Annotated in this window: 19 protein-coding genes; 15 read left to right on the top strand and 4 right to left on the bottom strand. The window is 73.1% G+C overall.

Going from position 1 to position 20,134, the window contains the following annotated elements:
* Positions 1 to 49: 49 nt before the first annotated feature.
* Together CFP66_RS02140 and CFP66_RS02145 are read right to left on the bottom strand one after the other, a co-directional pair.
* The gene (locus CFP66_RS02140; RefSeq protein WP_094920038.1) at positions 50 to 757 is read right to left on the bottom strand and encodes a response regulator; all 708 of its coding nucleotides are present in this window, start codon (positions 755 to 757) and stop codon (positions 50 to 52) included.
* Positions 754 to 2,340 carry a sensor histidine kinase gene (locus CFP66_RS02145; protein WP_094920039.1) on the bottom strand — a complete coding sequence of 529 codons (1,587 nt, stop codon included), beginning with the start codon at positions 2,338 to 2,340 and terminating at the stop codon, positions 754 to 756. Before CFP66_RS02145 ends, CFP66_RS02140 begins: the two co-directional genes overlap by 4 nt.
* 139 nt (positions 2,341 to 2,479) lie before the next feature.
* On the opposite strand from CFP66_RS02145, the gene CFP66_RS02150 reads away from it, so the two are divergent.
* The 7 genes from CFP66_RS02150 to CFP66_RS02175 all read left to right on the top strand — a co-directional run bounded on the left by CFP66_RS02150 (position 2,480) and on the right by CFP66_RS02175 (position 8,488).
* Positions 2,480 to 3,832 carry a cation:dicarboxylate symporter family transporter gene (locus CFP66_RS02150; protein ID WP_094920040.1) on the top strand — a complete coding sequence of 451 codons (1,353 nt, stop codon included), beginning with the start codon at positions 2,480 to 2,482 and terminating at the stop codon, positions 3,830 to 3,832.
* A 376-nt stretch (positions 3,833 to 4,208) separates the two neighbouring features.
* A complete protein-coding gene (locus tag CFP66_RS02155; protein WP_198961208.1) occupies positions 4,209 to 5,096 on the top strand; it encodes an SMP-30/gluconolactonase/LRE family protein in 888 nt (295 codons plus the stop codon).
* Between the two features lie 163 nt (positions 5,097 to 5,259).
* Positions 5,260 to 5,571 carry an integration host factor, actinobacterial type gene (mihF, locus tag CFP66_RS02160; RefSeq protein ID WP_094920041.1) on the top strand — a complete coding sequence of 104 codons (312 nt, stop codon included), beginning with the start codon at positions 5,260 to 5,262 and terminating at the stop codon, positions 5,569 to 5,571.
* Between the two features lie 122 nt (positions 5,572 to 5,693).
* Positions 5,694 to 6,572, top strand: coding sequence for an alpha/beta fold hydrolase (locus tag CFP66_RS02165; protein WP_094920042.1), 879 nt, complete (start codon positions 5,694 to 5,696; stop codon positions 6,570 to 6,572).
* A gap of 109 nt (positions 6,573 to 6,681) precedes the next feature.
* Entirely contained in the window at positions 6,682 to 6,855 is a 174-nt protein-coding gene (locus tag CFP66_RS48405) for a hypothetical protein (protein ID WP_198961209.1), read from the top strand.
* 287 nt (positions 6,856 to 7,142) lie between these two features.
* On the top strand, positions 7,143 to 8,030 hold the full coding sequence (locus CFP66_RS02170) for a ParA family protein (protein WP_158228004.1): 888 nt from the start codon (positions 7,143 to 7,145) through the stop codon (positions 8,028 to 8,030).
* Complete coding sequence (locus CFP66_RS02175; RefSeq protein ID WP_094920044.1) at positions 8,027 to 8,488, top strand: hypothetical protein; 462 nt, start codon at positions 8,027 to 8,029, stop codon at positions 8,486 to 8,488. Before CFP66_RS02170 ends, CFP66_RS02175 begins: the two co-directional genes overlap by 4 nt.
* Positions 8,489 to 8,622: 134 nt before the next feature.
* Here CFP66_RS02175 and CFP66_RS02180 read toward each other — a convergent pair whose 3' ends face one another.
* Positions 8,623 to 9,873 (bottom strand): TMEM165/GDT1 family protein, encoded by a 1,251-nt coding sequence (locus CFP66_RS02180; protein WP_094920045.1) that lies wholly within the window; start codon positions 9,871 to 9,873, stop codon positions 8,623 to 8,625.
* 138 nt (positions 9,874 to 10,011) lie between these two features.
* A complete protein-coding gene (locus tag CFP66_RS02185) occupies positions 10,012 to 10,377 on the bottom strand; it encodes a hypothetical protein (protein WP_094920046.1) in 366 nt (121 codons plus the stop codon).
* 78 nt (positions 10,378 to 10,455) lie between these two features.
* Between CFP66_RS02185 and CFP66_RS02190 the strand changes: the two genes are divergently transcribed.
* From CFP66_RS02190 to CFP66_RS02225, 8 genes are all read left to right on the top strand, one after another.
* Positions 10,456 to 11,175 (top strand): GntR family transcriptional regulator, encoded by a 720-nt coding sequence (locus CFP66_RS02190; protein ID WP_094920047.1) that lies wholly within the window; start codon positions 10,456 to 10,458, stop codon positions 11,173 to 11,175.
* A gap of 144 nt (positions 11,176 to 11,319) precedes the next feature.
* The gene (locus CFP66_RS02195; RefSeq protein ID WP_094921402.1) at positions 11,320 to 12,618 is read left to right on the top strand and encodes a sugar ABC transporter substrate-binding protein; all 1,299 of its coding nucleotides are present in this window, start codon (positions 11,320 to 11,322) and stop codon (positions 12,616 to 12,618) included.
* On the top strand, positions 12,615 to 13,571 hold the full coding sequence (locus CFP66_RS02200) for a carbohydrate ABC transporter permease (RefSeq protein WP_094920048.1): 957 nt from the start codon (positions 12,615 to 12,617) through the stop codon (positions 13,569 to 13,571). Before CFP66_RS02195 ends, CFP66_RS02200 begins: the two co-directional genes overlap by 4 nt.
* A 17-nt stretch (positions 13,572 to 13,588) precedes the next feature.
* A complete protein-coding gene (locus CFP66_RS02205; RefSeq protein WP_094920049.1) occupies positions 13,589 to 14,389 on the top strand; it encodes a carbohydrate ABC transporter permease in 801 nt (266 codons plus the stop codon).
* Positions 14,386 to 15,780, top strand: coding sequence for a glycoside hydrolase family 3 N-terminal domain-containing protein (locus CFP66_RS02210; protein WP_094920050.1), 1,395 nt, complete (start codon positions 14,386 to 14,388; stop codon positions 15,778 to 15,780). The genes CFP66_RS02205 and CFP66_RS02210 overlap by 4 nt, the downstream gene beginning before the upstream one ends.
* A 183-nt stretch (positions 15,781 to 15,963) precedes the next feature.
* The gene (locus tag CFP66_RS02215) at positions 15,964 to 16,446 is read left to right on the top strand and encodes a hypothetical protein (RefSeq protein ID WP_094920051.1); all 483 of its coding nucleotides are present in this window, start codon (positions 15,964 to 15,966) and stop codon (positions 16,444 to 16,446) included.
* A gap of 2 nt (positions 16,447 to 16,448) precedes the next feature.
* The gene (locus tag CFP66_RS02220) at positions 16,449 to 17,084 is read left to right on the top strand and encodes a class F sortase (protein ID WP_233159083.1); all 636 of its coding nucleotides are present in this window, start codon (positions 16,449 to 16,451) and stop codon (positions 17,082 to 17,084) included.
* A 1,549-nt stretch (positions 17,085 to 18,633) separates the two neighbouring features.
* Positions 18,634 to 20,079 carry a S1C family serine protease gene (locus CFP66_RS02225; RefSeq protein ID WP_094920052.1) on the top strand — a complete coding sequence of 482 codons (1,446 nt, stop codon included), beginning with the start codon at positions 18,634 to 18,636 and terminating at the stop codon, positions 20,077 to 20,079.
* The last annotated feature ends 55 nt before the right edge of the window (positions 20,080 to 20,134 follow it).

Consider the following 20,134-nt stretch of genomic DNA (forward strand, 5'->3'; position numbering starts at 1 on the left):
GCGCTGCTCCTGACGGCCCTGCTCGTGGCTCCCTGCGCGGGCGCTCCCGTCAGCCCTCGCGCTCGGTACCCGCGGTGCCGCCCGGCCGCCAGTGGTACTCCGTCTGCGGGCGCCCGGCCGTCCCGTAGCGCGCGCCGCGCTCGGCGAGCCCGGTCTGCACCAGGTACTCGAGGTAGCGCCGCGCGGTGACCCTGGAGGCGCCCACCGCCTCCCCCACCTCGCCCGCCGTCCGGCCGCCCTCCCCGGCGCGGGCGAGCACGCCCGCGACGGCGTCGAGCGACTCGCGGCTCACCCCCTTGGGCAGGCCACCGGCATCGACCGGTGCCCGCAGCGTGCCGAACAGCTCGTCGACGTCGTCCTGTGCCACCACCGGGCCGGCGCCCAGCCGCTGCCGGTACTCGAGGTAGCTCTCCAGCTTCCGGCGCACCGCGCTGAACGTGAACGGCTTGACCAGGTACTGGGTCGCCCCGAACGCGACCGCCGCCTGCACGACGGCGATGTCGCGGGCCCGGGTCACCATGATCACGTCGGTGGTGGCCCCCGTGGCACGCATCCGGCGCAGCACCTCGAGGCCGCTGGTGTCGGGCAGGTGGACGTCGAGCAGCACGAGGTCCAGCGGTGTGGCGGCCAGCAGCCGCAGCGCGTCGGCGCCGGTCGCGGCGCTCGCGACCACGGTGAAGCCCTGCACGCGGCCCACGTAGCTGGCGTGCGCCGCCGCCGCCACCGGGTCGTCCTCGACGACGAGCGTGCGGATCACGCGCGCACCAGCGGCAGGCGCACCGCGAACTCCGCCGGGCCGACCAGGCGCACGGTGCCGCCGTGGCGCTGCGCCGCCCGCCGCACCAGCGCGAGGCCCAGCCCGCGGCCGAGGCCGTCCTGGCCGTCGACGCTCGGCTTGGTGCTGAAACCCCGCTCGAAGGCCCGTTCCACGTCCTCGACGGGCACGCCGGGCCCGCTGTCGCGCACCCGCAGCTCCACCGCACCCTCGACCACCCCCGCGCCGAACCGCACCCAGCGCGGCTCCGGGGCGTCCTGCGCGGCGTCGACCGCGTTGTCGAGCAGGTTGCCCACGATCGTGACGAGGTCGCGCGGATCGGCCACGCCCGCGGGGACGCGCGAGCCCTCGTCGACACCGAGCTCCACGCCGCGCTCCGCCGCCGCCGCGGCCTTGCCCACGACCAGCGCAGCCAGCTCCGGCACCGCGATGCCGTCGACGACGGCGTCGGTGAGGTGCTGGGAGACGGTGAGCTCGGTGGTGGCGTACTCCAGCGCCTCCTCGGCGCGGCCGAGCTCGATCAGCGAGATCACGGTGTGCAGCTGGTTGGCGGCCTCGTGGGCCTGGGCGTGCAGCGAGTCGGCGAACCCGCGGACGGTCTGCAGCTCACTCACCAGCTCCCGCAGCTCGGTGTGGTCGCGCAAGGTGACGACGGTGCCGAGATGGCTCCCCGCCCAGCGCGCGGCGCCCTGGTTCACCACCACGATCCGGTCCGCGGTCAGGTGGATCTCGTCGTCCCGCGCGACCCCCTCGGCCAGCGCCTTCCCCAGCACGGCGGGCAGGCCGATCTCGCCGACCCGCTGCCCGTGCACGTCCGGTGGCAGCGCGAGCAGCCGCCGGGCCTCGTCGTTCACCAGCTGCACGCGGCCCTCGCGGTCCAGCAGCAGCAGCCCTTCGCGCACGGCGTGCAGCACCGCGTCGTAGTACTCGTACATCCGGGACAGCTCCGCGGGCCCCAGGTCGTGCGTCGAGCGCCGCAGCCACCGGCTCACCAGCCACGACCCGGCGGCGGCCAGCAGCAGCGCCACCGCCGCCGCTCCCAGCACGAGCGGCACCTGCCGCTGGAGGTCCTGCGCCACCGCGGTGATCGAGCGGCCCACCGACACCAGCGCGACGACTCGGCCGTCGTCCAGCACCGGCACGACCGCGCGCACCGACGGGCCCAGCGTGCCCGTGTAGGTCTCGGTGAACTCGGTCTCGCCCGCCGCCGCGGGGCCGATGGTGCCCACGAAGGTGCGGCCGACCTCGGCGGGTGTCGGATGGGTGTAGCGGATGCCGTCGGGCGTCATCACGACCACGAAGTCGGTGCCCGTGTCGAGGCGCACGCGCTCGGCGAGCGGCTGCAGCGCGACCGCCGGTTCCGGATCGTCGAGGGCGGCGAGCACCTCCGGCGACCCGGCCAAGGTGTGCGCGATGGCGAGCATCTCCTCGGCGGTCGCGGCCCGCTCGGTCTCCTGCAGCTGCCACCAGGTGGCCACCGCGAGCCCGGTCAGCACGATCCCCACGATCGCGGCCTGCAGGGCGAACAGCTGCCGGGCGAGGCTCCACCCGTGTGCGCGCCCCATCCCGTGATCCACCTGTCCTCTACCGAAATGAACGAAAGCAGAACCGTAGGTCCACCGGCCCGCATGCTCGCGGGGATGGTCGCCGGTCACCCGGTACCCGTGCAAACGCCACCACCGTCGTCGGCCCCGGAGGAACCCCGTGACAGACACCAGCGCGCCACCCCGTCGGGATCGCACGCACTACCTCTACATCGCCGTCATCATCGCCGTGCTCGCCGGTGTGGTGGTCGGCCTGGTCGCCCCCACGGTGGGTGAGGCGCTCAAGCCGCTGGGTACCGCCTTCGTCAACCTCATCAAGATGATGATCTCACCGGTCATCTTCTGCACGATCGTGCTCGGCATCGGCTCGATCCGCCAGGCCGCGAAGGTGGGCCGGGTCGGCGGCCTCGCGCTGGCCTACTTCCTCACGATGTCCACGATCGCGCTGGTCATCGGGCTGGTCGTGGGCAACATCCTGCAACCGGGCACCGGCCTGGACCTCGGCGGCCTCGAGCACTACGAGGCCCCCGAGGGCGAGTCCAGCTCGGAATTCCTGATGGGGATCATCCCGACGACGCTGTTCTCCCCTCTGGTGGGCGACAGCGTGCTGTCCACCCTGTTCGTGGCGCTGCTGGTCGGGTTCGGCGTGCAGGCGCTCGGCCGCTCCGGCGAGCCGCTGCTGCGCGGGGTGAAGCACCTGCAGCGGCTGGTGTTCCGGGTGCTGGCGATGATCATGTGGGTGGCCCCCATCGGCGCGTTCGGCGCGATCGCGGCCGTGATCGGCGAGACGGGCTGGTCCGGGATCGGCGCCCTGTTCCAGGTGATGGCCGGCTTCTACATCACCTGCGCGCTCTTCGTGTTCGGCGTGCTCGGGCTGCTCCTGCGGCTCGTGGCCCGGATGAACATCTTCTCGCTCCTGCGCTACCTCGGCCGCGAGTTCCTGCTGATCGTCTCGACCTCGTCGTCGGAGTCGGCGCTGCCGCGGCTGATCGCGAAGATGGAGCACGCCGGGATCTCGAAGCCGGTCGTCGGCATCACGGTCCCGACCGGCTACTCGTTCAACCTCGACGGCACCGCCATCTACCTGACGATGGCCTCGCTGTTCATCGCCGACGCCATGGGCAGCCCGCTGTCGATCGGCGAGCAGGTCTCCCTGCTGCTGTTCATGATCATTGCTTCGAAGGGCGCGGCAGGCGTCACGGGCGCCGGCCTCGCGACCCTGGCCGGCGGGCTGGCCTCGCACCGGCCCGACCTCGTCGACGGCGTCGGCATGATCGTCGGGATCGACCGGTTCATGTCCGAGGCCCGCGCCGTCACCAACTTCGCGGGCAACGCCGTCGCGACGGTGCTGATCGGGCACTGGGTCGGCGAGCTCGACCGCGAGCAGGCCGACCGCGTGCTGCGCGGCGACGACCCGTTCGACGAGGCCACGATGCTCGACGACGACGACGACCACCACAACGGCGGCGCCCAGGCCGCACCCGAGCCGGAGAAGGCCGCTACGAGCGCCTGATCCACCGGCACAGCGGCGCCCCGCCCACCAGCGGGGCGCCGCTGTCCGTCTGCGGCTGAACGGAACACCAGGGTTGTTCGATCACGCCTGGACAGCGCTGGTGTTCCGTTCACCCGCGAACGGGGTTCGGTGCGCCGGTCCTCCCGTGGGCGCCGTTCCCAGCTACCTGAACTGCACCCTGCCCATGAGACGTACAGGAATGCGGCCACGAGGACGCCCACGTGCGACTCGCACCGATCAGGCGCCCTCAGCCAGGGTCTCCTCACCAGAGATACTGCTCGCACACACCGCCGGGCCTGCGTGCCGTGTGTGTGAGAGCAGGCGAGCACGCCCCGTCGGCCCGGCGGCTACCGGCCCGCGTTGGTCTACTGGGGCCATGACTCGAGAGATCGTCGCCGAGCAGGCCACGCCCGCCGTCGCCGAGCACGGCGAGGGCCCCGTCTGGGACGTCGACCGCGGCGTGCTCGCCTCCGTCGACATGCACCGCGGCGACCTGCTGACCGTCGACCTGCTGCGCGACGGGGCGGACCTGGCGCAGGTCCGCCGCCGGCACGTGGGCGACCTGCTCGCCGCGCTGCGTCCGCGGGCGCGCGGCGGGTGGGTCGTGGGGCTGAGCCGCGGGTTCGGCCTGCTCGACGAGCCCGGCTCGGACGGCGGGGGCGAGGCGCGGCCGCTGGACGAACTGTGGTCCGATCCCACAATCCGCATGAACGACGGCGGATGCGACCCGGCGGGCGGGTTCTGGTGCGGCTCCATGGCCACCGACGGAGCCGTCGGGCGCGGGTCGCTGCACCGGCTCGCGCCCGACGGCTCCGTCGCCACGATGATCACCGATGTGTCGGTCTCCAACGGCCTGTGCTGGTCGCCCGACGGGTCCCGCGCCTACTACGTCGACTCCGGGACCGGTGGGATCGACATCCTGACCGTCGACCTCGACGCGCCCGCGATCACCGCGCGGGAACGCTTCGTGGACGTCGAGGGCGGCACCCCGGACGGCCTCACCGTGGACGCCGACGGCGGGGTGTGGGTGGCGCTGTGGGGCGGGTCCGCCGTGCACCGATACAGCCCCGACGGCGCGCTCGACACCGTGGTCCGGGTACCCACGACGCACCCCACTGCCTGCGCTCTCGCCGGTCCTGAGCTGGACGAACTCTGGATCACGACCTCGGAGCGGGGGGCGGGTGGCGCGGACGGCCGTGCGGGGGCGCTGTACCGCTGCCTGCCCGGCGTCCGCGGGCTCGCGCCGCTGCCCTACCGGGGCTGAGACGGCGCCCGGAACGGGCCCGCACCGCTGTGACCGGGGCCGACCGTTCGGCGCGGATCGGGGGGCGCGCGCGTGGCGCTGCGCGTTTCTGTCAGGCTTGACAGCGAAGATGACCTGCGCACATCCCATCCGGGGTGGACGCCTGGAGAGGAGAGAAGTCGACATGGCACTGCCCACGCTCACTCCCGAGCAGCGCGCCGAGGCCCTGAAGAAGGCCGCGGCCGCCCGCACCGCCCGCAAGGAACTGCGCGACGCGATCGCTCGCGGCGAGCAGACGATCCCCGCGGTTCTCGACCGCGCGAAGTCCGACCAGGTGGTCGGCAAGACGAAGGTCGCCGACCTGCTCAAGAGCCTGCCCGGCTACGGCCCCGCCAAGGTCTCGCAGCTGCTGGAGCAGACCGGCATCGACGCGTCGCGCCGCGCCGCGGGCCTGGGCGACCGTCAGCGTCAGGCGCTGATCGACGCCCTCAAGTGACACCCACCGCCCCGGGCCCGGCCCAGTAACGATCTGGAGCCGGGCCCGGGCGGGGTGGCGCCCACCACCCGGGCGCCCCACGGGTTCGACACGGAGCACTGCGGACCGGCAGGCTGCACCTCGTGGAACGCTTCGTCGACGTCGCGCCCGGTGTCCGCCTGTGGGCGGAAGACTTCCCCGCCACCGGGCCGCACCCGGGTGAGCCGCTGCTGCTCGTGATGGGCGCCAATGCCTCCGGCCTCACCTGGCCGGACAGCCTCGTCGCCCAGCTCGCCGAGCACCACCGCATCATCCGTTACGACCACCGCGACACCGGGCGATCCACGGCCGCCTTCGACGACGCTCCCTACGGCATCACCGACCTCGCAGAGGACGCCGTCGCCGTCCTCGACGCGTTCGACGTGCCACGTGCTCACGTGGTGGGCATGTCGATGGGCGGGCTGCTGGTGCAACTGCTGCTGCTCGACCACCCCGACCGCCTGGCCACCGCCACCCTGTTCTGCACGGGGCCGCTGCCCTTCGCCGAGCCGGACCCGGCCGCGCCGCCGCCGCCCGGTCCGGACCCGGCGCTGTTGCGCCTGTGGGCCGAGCTCGACGACCCGCGCGACCAGAAGGGCGAGATCGCCTGGCGCGTGGAGCACTGGCGGCTGCTCAACGGCACGGGCACCCCGTTCGACGCGGCCGAGTTCCGCGCCCTCGAGGAACGGATCATCGCCCACTCGGGCCGGCACGACCCGGTCGTCGCCCACGCGCACATGGACACGGCAGGGCTGGAGCGCGGCGCGGAGCTGGCCGCGGTCACGGTCCCCACGCTGGTCATCGAGGCCCCGGAGGACCCGGCCTTCCCGCCACCCAACGCCGGCGGGCTCGCGCGGACGCTCGGGGGCGGCCGGTTGGTCCGCATCCCCGGCATGGGCCACGCCATCAACCGCACGGTGGTCCCGCCGCTCGCCGCCGCGATCCTCACCCGGACGACCAGCGCGGAGACCGCGGCCTGCTGACCGGCGCGGGCCGGATCGCGCCCGGGAGGTGTGATCCGCACGGGCCGCGGGCAGTCCCAGCGCGCAGTCCCCAGCGCGCACGCGCGACCACCGACGAGAGGTGAGCGACATGGGCAACGAGGATCCGGACGCCGACGTGGCCGAGCAGCAGCGCGAGACCGTGACCCCCGAGGACGCCGAGGAGCCGGTGACGGATCCGGGCGGCCTGCCCCCGGAGGCCGACCCGGCCGACGTGGCGGAGCAGCGCGTCATCGTACCGGAGGACGACGACTACGAGCGCTGACCCGCGGCCGGTCGCGGCCGCGTCGTGTCAACCTCTTTCACTCGATCGGTGCTTCCCGTCGGCCTCCTGTATCAGGTCGGCAGATGCCGGCGACCCATGACGGCCCGGATTCCGGCACTCCTACGGCACGTCCGAATGCGGCTCGACGGGCTGAATCCGCCGGTCGAACGGGCCGCGGAGGCGCGATCTGATCGCCCTCAGCAACCGGCGACAACCCGTCGGCCTCGGTGCAGCCCCCCTACGGGCGTATGGCATCGTTCGCGCGGCGTGCTGCGGGAGGAGAACGGGTGAAGGTCGTTGCGATCATCAACCACAAGGGAGGGGTGGGCAAAACCACCCTCACGGCCAACCTCGGCGCCGGTTTCGCGGCGCGGGGGCAGAAGGTACTACTCATCGATCTTGACGCGCAGGCCAGTCTGACGATCTCGTTCTTCACCCAGAGCGAGTGGACGGCCGACCTGCTTCCCGAGAAGACGGTGAAGCACTGGTTCGACCGCATCGGGAGCGACGACCTGGAGAGTCCGGCGAAGCTGGTCTCCGCACCACCCCGGGTCCAGGAGAAGCTCGCGCGCGGCAACGGACGGCTCGACCTGATGGCCGCGCACCGCGACCTCACGGACGTGGAGACGAATCTGGCGGCGGAACTGCTCACCGCCCCGGACCGCTTCGCGGCCCTGCACGGGCGGCTGCGTGAAGCGCTCACCCACGAGGACTTCGCCGATTACGACACGGTCCTCATCGACTGCGCCCCGAACTTCGGCCTGATCGCCAAGAACGCCGTGGCGGCCAGCGACCTGCTGTTGATCCCCACGAAGCCGGACTACCTGTCGACCAACGGCATCGACTCGCTCGGCCTGAAGATCCGTTCGTTCGTGGAGGAGTACAACGAGCACTCCTCGGTGCCCGTCGAGCGTCCGGCCGCCGCCGTCGTGTTCACGATGGTGCAGAACCAGAACGGCGGCCCCATCGAGGCGCAGCGCAGCGTGATCAGCCGAATCGAGGCCCGCGAGGTGCCGACGTTCGCCACCACGATCCGCGACAGCAAGTCCGTATACGGTCCGGCACCGGAACACGGGGTGCCGGTGATACTGGGTGGCACGGGGCGGGCGGCGACCCGCGAGCTGCGGGACATGGTGTCCGAGCTTTCAGGTCGACTGGAGAGGATCGCAGCGTGACGCACTTCGAGCCCATCGACATCGACTCGCTCCCCACATCCCCGCTCCCGTCACCGCCGCTCGCGATCGCCCTGCAGAAGGCCGTCGCGCTGCTCGAGTCGCTCAGCAAGGAGCAGCTCCAGGACATCGCGTCCGGCAACGGCGGGCTGGTCTACCGGCCGGGGCCGGTGCGCCAGGTCCGGCGCGAGGTCGTGCACCGGTCGTCGAGCGTGGACATCGGGGGCGCCGTCGCCGAGATCAACCGCCTCGTCACCCCGGGCGAGGTGGCCGACTACCTGCAGCGGCGGAGTGCGGAGTTCACCGTCCCGGTGCTGAAGGAGATCGCCCGCGCGCTCGGCCCCACGGTCAACAGCACCGGCCGGACCAAGGCCCAGCTGCGCCGCGACATCGTGGAGGGCACGGCCGGCTTCCGCGTGCGGTCGGCAGCGATGTCCGGCGGGGCGTGGGCGAAGCCCTGAGCGCCCCCCATAGCGCACGTTGGAGCCTTACCGCTGTTTTCCGAGCCGGAGAACAGCAGTAAGGCTCCAACGTGCTTTCGGGAACGTGCTTTTCGGGAACGTGCTTTCGGGAACGTGCTTTCGGGGTGAGCGCGTCAGCCCACTCGCGTCTGTCCGCCCCTCGAGCGGTCCACCGAGACCCTCGGCAGGAAGCGGCCGGTCCTCGCGGCGTAGACGAGGTACTGCTCGCCGTGCAGCTCCACGAGCATCGGCTCCCGCACGGCCCGGACCTGGACCTGCGCCGACACGACCAGCAGCACGGCCGCGAGTACCGCCACCACCGTCGGCACCATGATCAGCGTCCCTGCGGTGGCGATCACGGCTCCGGTGAGGCCGGGGTTGCGGATCCGCGAGCGCAGGCCGCGGCGGGCCAGCACGGGGTCGGCGGCGCCGCCGGTCGGACGCAGCTCGAGCTGGGCGGCGAGCACCAGCGCCACACCGAGCAGCGCGAGCGCCGCCCCGATCACGACGACGCCGGGAGCGTCGAACAGCGCGATCGGGTCGATGACGTCGGCGGCGACCAGCAGCGGCGCGACGAGCCCCAGCACGGTGGCGACCCCGTAGAGCACCCGCGCCCACCAGGCCGGCGAACCGGGCACCCGCGCCGCGCGTCCCATCGCGCGACGGGCGGGCGAGGCGTGCAGCAGCCTGCGTCCGCCCACCACACCCAGCACGGCGACGACGACGCCGAGCAGCAGGGCCAGCCACCCGGCCGCGTGGTGGTCCAGGGCCTCCGTCGCAGCCGCCCAGGCGCTGCGCCCGGTCAGCTGCGCCACCGCGTCCAGCGCCAGCCACGCACCGAACACGAAGAAGAGGCAGGCCGCGCCGATCCGGACGGCGCGCTCGGGCAGGAGCCGGCCGAGCTTGCGGCCGACGATGATCGCGAGCGCGTCCGCCGCGACCATGCCCAGCGTCGACCCGACCCATACCCCGAACCAGCCGTGCTGGGTGGCGAGGGTGATCGTCGCGAGCATCGTCTTGTCGCCCAGCTCGGCGAGGAAGAACGCCACCGACGCGGTGAGGACCGCGGAGCCGGTGGCGCGCTCGGCCTTGGCGCGCTCGGCCGCCGTGAGCCGGTCGCCGCGCAGCGTCCACCCGCCGAAGCCGAGGAAGGCCACGGCCGCGACGAGCGCGATCCAACCGGTCGGCAGTGCGCTGCCCAACCCGTACCCGACCGCCACCGAGAGCAGGTGCACGGCCGTCGTGGCCAGGGTGATGCCGACCAGCACGGGGAGCGCCCGGTAGCGGGTGGCGAATGCCAGCGCCATCAGCTGGGACTTGTCGCCCAGCTCCGCGACGAACACGACCCCGAAGCTGATCGCGAGTGCGACCAGGAACCCGTCCATGCCTGACCCAGCACCTTCCCGACGTCCACGAGCGGCGACGGGGCTGATCCCCGCGCCACGACGACGCTAGGCGCCGGGACCGGCGCGGCTGGACTGCAAAATCCGGTTAGGCGGACCTAAGACGGGTGGTCGGGCGCGCTAACGCGGCTCGAGCACGGCCGCGACCGGCGCGGCCCAGCGCTCGTGCGCCGACTGCCGGGTGATGCCAGCGGCGACGCCGATCTGCTCCCAGGTGGCACCGCCACGGCGCAGCCCGACGAGCACGGGAAGCGGGTCGAGCCCGGCGCCGAGACCGATGCGCAGCTGCAGCAGCTCCCACGCGCGCTGCCGGCGCGCCGGGGCGTCCGTGCCCTCCTCGGCGTGCCACTCCATGCTGCCGGGCACGGGCGGCTCGCCGAGCAGGGCGTCGGCCTGACGACCGGCCTCGGTGACGGCCACGACCTGCACGGCGCCGGCGGCGGCCGTGACATCGACGGAGAGCGCGGTCTCGATCCAGGAATCCACGTCTGTCAGGAAACGCCTGACGCGGCGCGGACGCAACAGTCGTTCGCGTGCGCTCGATCACTGGTGTACCAATGGGCTATGACCGCGCCGCCCGCCGAGACCGACAAGCAGCGGCGCCTGCGCCTGCGCCTCGTCGAGCTCATCGCCGCGATGTCCCCCGGCGAGCCGCTCCCCGCGGAGCGCGACCTGGCCCGCGATCTCGGCGTCGCCCGGATGACGCTGCGGCGCGCCGTGGACGCGCTGGTGGCCGAGGCCCGACTGGTGCGCCGGCAGGGCGCCGGGACGTTCGTCGCCCCGGCGAAGGTGGCGCACCGGCTGGCGGCCAACTCGTTCTCCGCCGACATGCGCGCTCGCGGCCTGCGGCCCGGGAGCCGGACGCTCACGGCGGGTCGCGCGCCCGCCGGCGTCATGCTGGCCGCCCTGCTCGAGGTGCCCCCCGGCACTCCGGTGCTGCACGTGCGACGCCTGCGCCTGGCCGACGGCGAGCCGATGGCCGTGGAGGACCTGCACGTCCCGGCCGACCTCGTGCCCGGCCTCACCGGCGCCGACCTGGAGGACCGCTCGTACTACGAGCTGCTCGCCGAGCGCTTCGGCCACCGGATCGCCTCCGGCACGCAGACCGCGGAGGCCGCGCTGACCAGCACCGAGGACGCCGGCGCGCTCGGCGTCGAGCCGGGAACCCCCGCCTTCTGCTTCGAGCGCACCTGCCGGGTGGACTCCGGGCGCGTGGCGGAGTTCGTGCGGTCGATCTACCGGGGCGACCGCTACCGGATCATGGTGGACATCTTCCCGTCGTGAGCCGGCTCGCGCGCTGATCCAACCGTGACCTCTCGGCGCTTGACGCCGGGCGGGTGACGCACACTACAGTTCGCCGCTAGACCTCTGGTCTCGCACCGTGGTCTGCCTCTGCCCGAGGACTCGAAGGGGAGCTCCATGTGGTCGATGCCCGGATCCCGAGCGGCGCGGCGCACCGCCGTCGCCGTCACCGCCGCAGCGGCGCTGGCCCTGGCGGGCTGCGGCGGCGGGGGTGGCGAGGGCGCCGGCGCCGGCGGTGACCGGGCGCTCACCGTCTGGATCATGGAAGGCACCAACCCGGACGCCGAGCCGTTCTTCGCCGAGCTGTCCACCGCGTTCCAGGAGCGCACCGGCGCCACCCTGGACGTCCAGTTCGTCCAGTGGGCCTCGGCGCACGACAAGTTCGTCACCGCCATCGCCGGCGGCACCACCCCGGACGTCGCGGAGGTCGGCACCACCTGGGTCGGCGAGTTCGGCGACGCGGGCGCCCTGGCCGACCTCACGCCGCGCGTGCAGGAGGCCGGGCTGTCCGACGGCCTCGTCGACGGCCTGGTCGAGGCCGGCACGCTCGACGGCGCGCTCTACGGGATGCCCTGGTACGCCGGCGTGCGCTCGATCGTCTACCGCACCGACGTGTTCGCCGAGCTCGGCCTGACCCCGCCGACCACCTGGGACGAGCTCGTCGCCGTGGGGCAGCAGATCAAGCAGGCCAAACCCGACCTGCTCCCCCTCCCGATCGCGGGCGACAACGAGTTCATCGTGTACCCGTTCCTCTGGGGCGCGGGCGGCCAGATCGCCACGCAGAACGGCGACACCTGGACCAGCGGGATCGACTCGCCGGAATCCCGCGCGGGGATCCAGTACTACGCGGACCTCGCGCTCACGCACGGGTTCTCCACCCCCGCGGCCGCCACCTGGCGCGAGACCGACCTGCGCGACTCGTTCACCAAGGGACAGTCCGCGATGATCTTCTCCGGCAGCTGGACGCCCAAGGCGATCCTCGAAGCCGCCCCCGACCTGGAGGGCAAGATCGGGGCGTTCCCGATCCCCGGCCCCACCGGCGGGCTGGCCCCGTCCGTGCTGGGCGGGTCGCTGCTGTCGGTGTTCGAGGGCAGCGAGAACCAGGACCTCGCCTGGCAGCTCGTGGAGATGATGGGCACTGGCGAGTTCGCGTCGAAGTGGGCGAACGAGTCGAGCTACTTCCCGGGCACGAAGGCGCTGCTGGACGAGGCCGCGCAGTCGCCGGACCCGCTCGTGGCGCCGTTCGCGCGGCAGATGGTCGAGTCCGGGCGCAGCGTGCCGGTCACGCCGCTGTTCGGGCAGATCCAGGGCAAGAAGACGATCGCGGCGATGATGCGCTCGATCCTCACCGGTGAGGCCACCGTCGAGCAGGCCACCTCGACCGCGGCCGCGGAGATGAACCAGATCTTCGCCGACGGGGCATGACGGTCCAGGAACGCGTCCGCACGGCGCGTGGCGCGGTTGCGCCACGGCCGCCGCGGCGGCCTGGCGCCCGCCCCACCCGGCCCTGGCTGCTGCTGGCTCCCGCCCTGCTGGTCATGGGCGGGTTGCTGCTCTACCCGCTGGTGCGGGTGCTGGTGCTGTCACTGCAGGACTTCGGCCTGCGCGAGCTCGTGTCCGGGCGCACCGACTGGGTGGGCCTGGACAACTACGTCGAGCTCCTCGGCAACCCGGACCTGTGGACCACCGTCCTGCCCAACACCGTGGGGTTCGCGGTGGTGGCGGTGGCGCTCACGGTCGTGTTCGGCACGCTGGTGGCGCTGCTGCTGGCCCGGCTGTCCCCGCTCGTCCGCGGCGTCGTCACCACGGCGATCATGGTGGCCTGGGCGATGCCGGCCGTCACCGGCACCTACGTCTGGGTCTTCGCCTTCGCCCCCGGTGACGGCATCGTGGTCCAGGCGCTGGACGCCCTCGGCCTCGTCGACGCGGCCACCGCCAACCCGTTCGTGGGCCGGCCCGCGTTCTTCGCGGTGGCCGCGCTCAACGTCGTGCACCACGGCTTCCCGTTCGTGGCGCTCACCGTGCTGGCCGGGCTGATGACGGTGCCCCAGGAGCTCACGGAGGCGGCGATCGTGGACGGCGCGAACGCGTGGCGCCGGTTCTGGTCGGTGACGTTCCCGATGCTGCGGCCGGTGTTCGCGGTGGTCACCGTGCTGTCGACGATCTGGGACTTCAAGGTCTTCACCCAGATCTACCTCATGCCCGGCGGCGACGGGGTGAACCGCAACGTGCTCACCCTCGGCACCTGGTCGTACGTGGAGTCGTTCGCGCAGAACCGCTACGGGCTCGGCGCGGCCATTGCGGTGCTGCTCACCGCGCTGCTGCTGGTCGTCACCGTGGCCTACCTGCGCCTGCTGTTCCGGGAGGACGAGCTGTGAGGGCCGGCCTGCAAAGGATGCTCAAATACTTCGGCGTCGCGGGCGTCCTCGTCTTCACGCTGTTCCCGGTCTACCTCATGGTCGTCACCGGCCTGAACGGCGAGGCCAACGCCGGCTCGCGCAGCCTGTGGCCGTCAGACTGGACGCTCGACAACTTCGCCTACGTGATCGGCGAGGGCGGCTTCGGGCGCTTCCTGCTGAACTCGCTGGTCGTGGCGCTGGGCACCGTGCTCGCCGGGGCGGTGCTCGCGCTGCTGGCCAGCGTGGCCGTGGCCCGGTTCCACTTCCGGTTCCGCACGTCGGTGCTGGTGATGATCCTGATCATCCAGATGGTGCCGGTGGAGGCGCTGGTCATCCCGCTGTTCATCCAGGCACGCAACTTCCAGATGCTCGACACGCTGCTCGGGCTCGTCGTGGTCTACCTGGCGTTCTCGCTGCCGTTCGCGATCTGGACGCTGCGCGGGTTCGTCGCCGCGGTTCCCGTGGAGCTGGAGGAGGCCGCCTACCTCGACGGCGCATCCTGGGGGCGGATGTTCCGCTCGGTGCTGCTCCCGCTGGTGGCCCCCGGCCTGGTGGCCACGAGCGTGTTCTCCTTCATCGTGGCGTGGAACGAGTTCATCTTCGCGCTGACGTTCATGTCCGACGACCAGAACTACACCGTCGCCGTCGGGCTCCGGCGCTTCTTCGGCCAGCACGCCACGGACTGGGGCTCGGTGATGGCCGCGTCCACGCTGATCACGATCCCGGTGATGGTGTTCTTCGTGATCGCGCAGAAGCGGCTCACCGACGGGCTCGTCGCCGGAGCGGTCAAGGGATGACGGCCGACGAGGAGCTCGTCGACGCGGTCCTGCTCCCCGGCTTCACCGGCACCGCCGTGCCCGGGTGGCTCGCCCGCGCCACCGACGCGGGCCTCGCCGGGGTCTGCCTGTTCGCCGGCAACGTCGGGCCCGGCCTCCCGGCGCTCACCGCGGCGCTGCACGGGCACCGCGAGGGGTTCCTCGTGGCCTCCGACGAGGAGGGCGGGCCGGTCACCCGCCTGGACGCCACCGGCGGACCCGCCTGGCCCGCCGCCGCCGCGCTCGGACAGCTCGACGACGTCGAGACCACGACGGCCGTGGGCGCCGGGATCGGCGCGCAGTGCCGCAGCCTCGGGATCGACCTCGCGCTCGCGCCCGTGGCCGACGTCAACGCCGAACCGCGCAACCCGGTGATCGGCGTGCGTTCCTTCGGCGCCACCGCGGACCTGGTGGCCAGGCACACCGCCGCCTTCGTGCGGGGGATGCAGGGCGCCGGCACCGCCGCGGCGGCCAAGCACTTCCCCGGGCACGGCTCCACGCGCGTCGACTCGCACCTGGGCCTGCCGGTCGTCGCCGACGGCGTCGCGATGCTGCGAGCCCGCGACCTGCCGCCGTTCGCCGCGGCGGTCGAGGCCGGGGTGCGCTGCGTGCTCACCGCGCACGTGCTGTTCCCCGCCCTCGACGACCGGCCCGCGACGATGAGCCAGCCGCTGCTGGACCTGCTGCGCCGCGAGCTCGGCTTCGACGGCGTGATCATCTCCGACGCCGTCGACATGGGCGCGATCGCCGCAGGCGTCGGCACCGGGCCCGGTGCGGTGGCGGCAGTGGCGGCCGGCGTCGACCTCGTCTGCATCGGCAACCCCGGCAACGGCTACGACGACGAGGCCGGCTACCGGCAGGTGCGCGACGCCCTGCTCACCGCGGTGGCCGACGGCACGCTCCCCCGCGACCGGCTGGCCGAGGCCGGGCACCGCGTCGCGGAGCTCGCCGGCTGGGTCCGCGCAGCGCCGGACGTCACCGCGCCCACCGACGGGCTCGGCGAGCGCGTCGTGCGCCGTGTCGTGACGGCGGCCGGGGACGTGCGCGTCGGGCGGGGAGCGCACGTCCTCGACCTGACCGGCCCGGCGAACGTCGCCGACGGTCACCGGGGCGAGGCGCGGCTCACCGCCGCGCTGCGACGCCACGACCCGTCGGTCACCTCGGGTACCGGCGCACCGCCCGGGCGTCCGCTGGTGATCGTGGCACGCGGCCCGTCGCCCGCGCTCGACGCCGCGCGCACCGCACGTCCGGACGCCGTGACGGTGCACGTGGGACCGCCCGGCCCGTGGACGCCGCCGTCGCCCTCGATCACGCTCCACGGCGACGGGCGCGCGCACGCGAACGTCGCCGCGGACCTGCTCGCCGGCGAATGATCACCCTGCGCAACCGCTGATCGGGTGGTCGACACCCATCTGCACACGATCCGGTGGTCGGAGCGCTCACACACGGCGATCATGACGCGCGTCGGCCTATTCTTCCGGCACGGAAACGCGATCGGCTCTCCATTCCACACCGATTTCGCGGCGACCGTTCCCCATTCCCGGAAAGGACGTGCCATGCGCATCCGGACGATCCTCGCCGCGACCGCGCTCGCCGGGGCGGCGACACTCACACTGGCCGGATCCGCTTTCGCGGGCGACCGCGACTGCCTGGACTTCACCTCGCACGCCGACGCGCAGGCGGCGTTCGACGCCGTGCCCGGCGACCCGGAAGGGCTGGACGCCGACGGCGACGGCAAGGCCTGCGAGGACCAGTTCGTCGACGACCTGGTCGGCGACTCCGGCGACTTCAGCGACTCCGGTGGCGGCTCCGGGGACAGCCGCGACGACGGGAGCGACGACGGCGGCGCAGACGATAGTGACACGGATGACGGTGACACGGACGACGGTGACGCTCCCGTCGGCGGCGTCGCGACCGGCGGCGGGGGCACCGCCGCGGGGCCTGGCGTGGCCGCACCGATTGCCGCAGCGAGCGCATCGGTGCTGCTCATCGGGGTTCTGGCGGCGGCGGCCCGGCGCTCGGGCCGGCCGCACGGCTGACGGTGAGCGCCCGCGCAGGAGGTGCTGCCACCCGTTCCACCTCCCCGGGGCCGGGTGCGGTCCGCGGCAGCGCCGGCCCCGTCACGGCGCTGCTCGTGGTGCTGCTGGTGGCCGTCGGCGTCACCGCCGCGGGACGGCCGGCCCACCCGCTGCTCCCCCTGCCCGCGCACGCCGCGCGCGAGCTCGACGGGCAGGTGGCGCCGCCGGTCCGCATCCGCATCCCGGCGATCGGGGTCGACGCGCCGGTCGGTCCGCTCGACGTGGACGCGCACGGCGTGCTGCCGGCCCCCGCGAGCGACGGCACGACCGGCTGGTGGCGCGCGGGGCCGGAACCCGGAGAACAGGGAGCGGCGGTGCTGGCCGGCCACGTCGATTCGCAATCCGGGCCGGCCGTGTTCTTCCACCTCCGCCACCTCCACAGCAACGCTGCGATATTCGTGGACAGATCCGACGGGAGCACGGCACAGTTCACCGTCCGGCGGATCGAGAGGCACAGGAAAGACGCATTCCCCACGCATTCCGTGTACGGTCCCACCCCGCGCTCGGAGCTACGGATCATCACGTGCGGCGGGGCGTTCGACCGGGCCGAGCGCCGCTACCGGGACAACGTGATCGTCGTCGCCGACCGCGTCCGCTAGGCCGCCCGCGGTTCATGTCGCGGCTCGGTGCGACCCGCAAACCAGGGTCCTCACGACCGCACTCACGTACGTCTCGCAGGCGGGCCGGCCGTCGTGATCGCCAGGTGTGAGGGCTCCCGATCGAGCCGGTTGCCCAAGCGGCCAGGCCCGCACCGCGGTCGCTGCGTCGATCATCGACAGATGGCGGTCGTTCGATCTCCGATCACGACCATTCGCCCGTGATCGGCGCTGCGGGTCGCGCCGGCCGCGCGGTGATCGTTCTGATCAGCACCTGAGGGCGGACGCTGTGACAGTGGCGTACTTGTCGGAGCGATCACGGCCCGGTGATCGTTCCGAGCAGTGCGCGGGTGCTGTCGCGGCGACGTCAGGTGCTTCTCGCAGCGATCACCATCGGGCATCCGACGCCCGAGCCGGCCGCACGCTCGATGTATCGCCCTCGCACCATTTTCGCTGATCACGGCCACCTCGCGTTCCGTACGCGCCCGTTGCATGATCAATGAGACGTGAGCGGGGTCTGCCGGAGATCCAACCCCGCTGACGTCTCGCTCGTGGCGCATCCCGCGGACGTAGCCGTCCAGGTTCCGCGTTCCGCGCCCGTTGCACGACCACGTAGACGTGAGCGGGGTTCGGGGAAGATCCAACCCCGCTCACGTCTACGTCGTCGTGGAATCTCCTGTGGGCGCGCCGTTCCCGGCTCGCGACCACTGCCTCACACCCCGACCCTGGCCTTCCGCGTAGTCGGCCGGGTTCCCCCTGCTCCTCCCGTCGGCGGGGTGGCCGGGTTGGCAGAACTGCCGAATATCGGGGCTGGGCGGGCGGCCGTCCCCGGCGCGGGCCCAGGCCTGTCCGGGACGAGCCCGCCCCTGTCACGTGCTCGCGCACCTTGCGGTGGTCCCGATCCACCCCTTCCCGATGATCATCGGGCCGGCTCGAGGCGTGTTTCCGACCATGATCGGCGGAATCGGGACATAAGCTGCAGGGGCGCGGTTCATGTCCCTGTCCCGCTGATCAAGGCCGTTTCCGGAGAGTTCAGGAACGGCACCACAGCCAGTCGAGTGGCACTCGGCCGCGACGGACTCGTCGTGGACAGGCCTGGGCCCGCGCCGGGAACGGCCGCCCGAACGACCACGATATTCGTGGGTTGTGCCCAACCCGGCCGCCCTCCGCGCGGAGGTCGAACTCGGCCCCGGACCCACTGCGGGTGAGACCTCGATGCGTCGTGGGGCAGGAAGTATCGAGCCGGGGACGGCGCGCCCACCGCAACCCGGGCTACGAGGCAGGGCCACGGGGACGCCGGGGCGCGGAGTGCTCGGGCACCGGTCGCGCCCCCGGATTCGCGCGCGCCCCCGTCGACGCGTCGGAGGAGACGGGGGCGGGCGGGTCACGGACCGGCCGGTGCGTGACCCGGTGGACGTTCGTGACCACCGCACCATCTCAACGCGGTCGCGAGGACGCCGCGGTGCGGCTCGCTCCGATCACGCGACGGACTCCGCCCAGATTCCCAGCCACTCCTCAGGCGCACCTCAGGGTCGAGGCGCACCGTCGTGGCATGAGCGAGGAGCACAGGGAGCAGGGCCGGGACGCGAGCGCCTCGACCGGTGACTCCCGCACGGACCATTTCGCCGTCCCGTCCTACGCGGGCGCACCGGCACCGGACGCCGCGCACGGGCCGGAGCAGCCCGCCGCGGCCGGACCGCCCACCGGGTCCTTCGGCCCGCCGCCGCAGGGCCCACCGCTGCAGGGGCCGCCGCAGGGCCCGTCGGACGGCTACTTCCCACCGCCACCCGGCCACTTCGGGGGCCCTCCGACCGCCACGATGCCACCGCAGCCGCGGCGGCAGCGCACGATGACCGGCATCGTCACCGCCGCGCTGATCGCGGGCCTCGTGGGCGGGGGCGCCGGCTTCGGCGGGGCCTACGCGCTGCTCGGCGGCGACGGCTCGGGCAGCACCCTCACCTCGTCCCCGCAGGCACCCGACTCCGTCAACGCGGCTCCGGGCTCCGTCACCGCGGCGGCGCAGACCGTGCTGCCCAGCACGGTGGACATCCGCGCCACGACCGCGCAGGGCGCCGCCGAGGGCAGCGGCATGATCCTCACCCCCGAGGGCGACATCCTCACGAACAACCACGTCGTCGCGGGCGGCGGGGAGATCACCGTGACGCTGGCGGACGGCACCGAGCACCCCGCCACCGTGGTCGGCACCTCCCCCAGCTACGACATCGCGGTGATCCGCGTGCAGGGTGCCACCGGGCTCACCCCGGCCACGCTGGGTGAGAGCTCCTCGCTGCAGGTCGGCCAGCCGGTCGTGGCCATCGGTTCGCCGCGCGGGCTCACCGGCACCGTCACCACCGGCATCGTCAGCGCGCTCGACCGCACCGTCGCCGTGCCCGGCGAGGACGGCGGCGCGGTCGTCTACAACGGCCTGCAGACCGACGCCCCCATCAACCAGGGCAACTCCGGCGGGCCGCTGGTGAACCTCGACGGGCAGGTCGTCGCCGTCAACTCGGCCATCGCCACCGCGGGCGAGCAGAACAGCGGCAGCATCGGTCTCGGTTTCGCGATCCCGATCGACCAGGCCCGCCGCGTTGCCCAGGAGGTCATGGACACGGGCACCGCGACGAAGCCGGTGCTCGGCGTGCAGGGCACGGTGGGTGCCGGCACCGGGGACGGTGCCCCGATCGCCGCCGTGCAGCCGGGCTCGCCCGCCGAGGCGGCAGGCCTGGCGGCCGGGGACGTCGTCACCCGTGTCGACGGCGCGCAGGTGGCCGATTTCGCGGACCTGATGGCCCGCGTCGGTTCCCACGCCCCCGGCGAGCAGGTGACCCTGACGGTCACGAACGGCGGCGCCGAACGCACCGTCGACGTCACGCTGGGCAGCCAGCCCGACGAGGCCGCCACCACCAGCCCCGGCCAGGGCGGCGGCCAGAGCAGCCCCTTCGGTGGCGGCCAGGAGAACCCGTTCGGCGGTGAGAGCCCCTTCGGCGGAGGCAACTGACGGTCCCCACCGGGATCGCAGCAGAGCCACTTCCCTGCAACGAGGTTGCGGGGAA

The organism is Pseudonocardia sp. MH-G8 (assembly GCF_002262885.1).
Lineage (GTDB): Bacteria > Actinomycetota > Actinomycetes > Mycobacteriales > Pseudonocardiaceae > Pseudonocardia.